Origin of the sequence: Aeromonas sp. LsrichE-8G (assembly GCF_022869435.1) — a bacterium.
GTDB classification, from domain to species: Bacteria; Pseudomonadota; Gammaproteobacteria; order Enterobacterales; family Aeromonadaceae; genus Aeromonas; species Aeromonas caviae.
On sequence record NZ_JALIHH010000140.1, the window covers coordinates 1 to 3,219 of the forward strand.

2 protein-coding genes and 1 pseudogene are annotated in these 3,219 nt (G+C 56.6%); 1 reads left to right on the plus strand and 2 read right to left on the minus strand.

From position 1 onward, the window contains the following. Nucleotides 1–125: pseudogene (locus MUW49_RS17540) on the plus strand (IS630 family transposase); the annotation flags it as partial. A gap of 253 nt (nucleotides 126–378) precedes the next feature. Here MUW49_RS17540 and ompA (MUW49_RS17545) read toward each other — a convergent pair. Both ompA (MUW49_RS17545) and ompA (MUW49_RS17550) read right to left on the minus strand, forming a co-directional pair. Beyond that, on the minus strand, nucleotides 379–1,380 hold the full coding sequence (gene ompA / locus MUW49_RS17545; RefSeq protein ID WP_052815703.1) for a porin OmpA: 1,002 nt from the start codon (nucleotides 1,378–1,380) through the stop codon (nucleotides 379–381). 412 nt (nucleotides 1,381–1,792) lie between these two features. Continuing rightward, the gene (ompA, locus tag MUW49_RS17550; protein ID WP_043152397.1) at nucleotides 1,793–2,812 is read right to left on the minus strand and encodes a porin OmpA; all 1,020 of its coding nucleotides are present in this window, start codon (nucleotides 2,810–2,812) and stop codon (nucleotides 1,793–1,795) included. Between the last annotated feature and the right edge of the window lie 407 nt (nucleotides 2,813–3,219).

Below are 3,219 nucleotides of genomic sequence, written 5' to 3' on the forward strand. Positions count from 1 at the left end.
CTAATCGCAGCTTCAAGGATTACGACGACATCCTTGATGCCTGCACATCGGCCTGGAAGCACTTTATTGCCGATGTGGAGCGGGTGATGTCACTTTGTAGCCGAGATTGGATAAAACTGACCTAATGTTTAATCCGATTGGTATCAGTCTTATGTTCATCGCGTATCCTCGTCGATGTTGGGTGTTATAGGGCTCCCAGCCCTTTGCTATGTATAGCCAACATTATGTATAGGCGATGTGAGCGCATTAACCATTTAAGTGACGCATCTGTATGGAAAATCGGTGAGACAGGCAGGTGGGCTGCCCGCGCTGGCGGTGCCGTCCGGGCATTAAAAAAGGGGCCGGAATGGCCCCTTTTTTTAACAGGTGGTTGTCCCCTTATTGCTGCACTTCCTGTACGCCGGTGACGCGCACTTCGACGCGGCGATCCGGTGCCAGGCAGGTGATCAGCTGAGCCTTGGCCTTGATGCCGTCACACTGGGTGCCGGTGACCGGGTTGGCTTCACCACGACCTTCGATGGAAACCTTGCCAGCCGGCAGACCCTTGCCAACCAGGAAGTCGGCCACGGTGCGGGCACGGGCTTCAGACAGCTTCAGGTTGTAGGCATCGGAGCCGATGCGGTCGGTGTAACCCACCACCACGGCGCTGCCATCTTTCGGCTGGACGTCGACGATCTGCTGATACAGGGTGTTGAGCGCAGCAGCCCCTTCCGGCTTCAGGGTGGATTTGCCGAAGGCAAACAGCACGTCCGAGCTCAGGGAGAAGTTCTTGTCGACCATGACGGGCTCGGGAACCGGCTCGGGAGCCGGTGCCGGGGCCGGTGCCACATAGGTGGTGCGGTTCGGGTGCATCACCAGTTCCAGGGTGGCGACGCTCATGTCGGTTTTCCAGGTTTTCTGATCGTCACCCAGATCCCACATGTAGCGGTAGCGGGCCTGCAGGTCGATAAGGTCGGAGAGCTTGGCAGTCAGACCCAGACCCGCCAGCGGCGAGGTGCCGTTGTCGCTCTGGCCGTTGCCGTTGACGTGGTTGAAGTAGGCACCCCCTTCGGCGAAGACGGAGAAGATGTCATTCATGGGCAGGCGTGCGATACCGGACAGGGTGGCACCCTGGGTTTTGAAGTCGACGCCATCGACGCCAGCCTTGCCGGCATAGAGATAGCCGAGCTCGGCGGCAAAGTTCTCGGTGAAGTTGTAACCGCCGAACAGGGAGAGCGCGGTGGCGTCCTTGTCAGCATCCTGGCCGAAGGTATCCAGGTCGTGGCCATAGGCCCAACCTGCACCCATACCCGTGTACCAGTCGTCGGCCGCCTGAGCGGTGGTGGTTCCCATGGCTGCAATGGCCAGAGCAATCAGGGTTGGTGCCATTTTCATTTTCATCGTTTTATCCTTGTTGAGTTGCCGTGCTATGGGCGTACTGCGCACTCTTTGTTATACCGGTCGCAGATGACACTTCATGTGCGACACCGTGAGCGGATCACGGACGGCTTGAATAAAAAATGGATGGAAACCTGGATTCTCATGAAGCTGTTTCTCCATGGACAACTAACCGGGCACTGAGCACTTTTAATAGTTCATCCAATGTCTTACAAGCGTTGCTACTGTATTCTTTTGAATCAGCGTGATCAAGTTTCTGCACAGATATGCAGCGCCGACACCGGTGTCGCGGGGCCGCAATACGGGGGTAAAGGGGAGAAAAGGTGAGACAGAGAGTGTCGCTGGGGGGAGGAGAGAGACAGCAAAAGGGGATGCCGTGGCATCCCCTTTTTTACGTTACCTGAGCGAAGTCAGATTACTTTTGAACTTCTTGTACGCCGGATACGCGAACTTCTACGCGACGGTCCGGAGCCAGGCAGGAGATCAGCTGAGCCTTGGCCTTGACGCCGTCACACTTGGTGCCGGTGACCGGGTTGGCTGCGCCGCGACCTTCGATGGCAACCTTGCTGGCAGCCATACCCTTGCTGACCAGGAAGTTGGCAACGGTGCGGGCACGAGCTTCAGACAGCTTCTGGTTGTAAGCGTCGGAACCGATACGGTCGGTGTAACCAACAACAACGGCGTTGCCGTCTTTCGGCTGGAACTCAACGATTTGCTGGTACAGAGCGTTCAGGGCTTGCACACCTTCGGCTTTCAGGCTGTCTTTGCCAAAGGCGAACAGCACGTCGGAGTTCAGGGCGAAGTTCTTCTCAACGATTTGCGGAGCCGGGGCCGGTGCTTCTTCAACAACCGGGGCCGGAGCAGGCGCTACGTAGGAAGTACGGAACGGGTGGTAAACGGCTTCCAAGGTCGCAACGCTCTGGTTGGACTTGTAGCGTACGTTGTCGGCGTGCAGGTCAGCCACGTCCCACATGTAGCGGTAGCGAGCTTGCAGATCCAGCGCGTCATTGACCTTGTAGGTCACACCGGCACCGGCCAGCGGGGATACTTTGGTATCGCTGGTGCCCAGACCGTCGGTGTGGCCCCAGTAGGCGCCAGCTTCACCGAACAGGGAGAAATCGTTGCCCAGCGGCAGACGAGCGATACCGGACAGGGTGGCACCCTGGCTCTCGTAACGGTTGCCGTCGGTGTTGCCACGGCCGGTGTACTGGTAGCCCAGCTCGGAACCGAAGTATTCGTTGAAGTTGTAACCAACGAAGGCATTGGCAGCAGCCGCATCTTCTTCGCCAACGTTCACGCCTTCGATCTTGTTCAGACCGTTGAAGTGAGTTGCACCAACACCGGCGCCGAAGTAGATGTCGTCAGCGGCGTGAGCTGCAGTTGCACCCATGGTGGCCATAGCGATGGCGATCAGGGAAGGAGCCATTTTCATCATAAAATAATCCTCGTTGAGATGGCACGTTGTTCACGTGCTTCGCACTTTGTAATTTATGTAAGCTGCTGGCTCTGTCGACCAACGACGTTGGTGCGAACAGGGATCCTAGATCCATCCAGGAGGCACGTATCTGGGTGCACAAGTGCATACTCCGCCACGAACAGCCGACGTCATTCCGATGACGTGGCGCACTTTATGCCCATTTCAAAACATGATCAAGCTCACAGATAAGGGATGGGGCAAATTGTGTCGTAGGGATAACTCCGACATTCCGCACCTGATTTAGGAATAAATTTGCCGATAGCGCTCACCCAATACCTCCAAAATGATCTGCTGGTCTCCTGTTAGCTCCGTTACTTGTGGCGGAGCTTCTCCCAGTCGATATTCATGGATGCCACCAAAGCGCA

Coding starts and splice junctions, on each gene's coding strand:
- ompA (WP_052815703.1), bottom strand. CDS start 1,380: ATGAAAATGAAAATGGCACCAACCCTGATTGCTCTGGCCATTGCAGCC.
- ompA (WP_043152397.1), bottom strand. CDS start 2,812: ATGATGAAAATGGCTCCTTCCCTGATCGCCATCGCTATGGCCACCATG.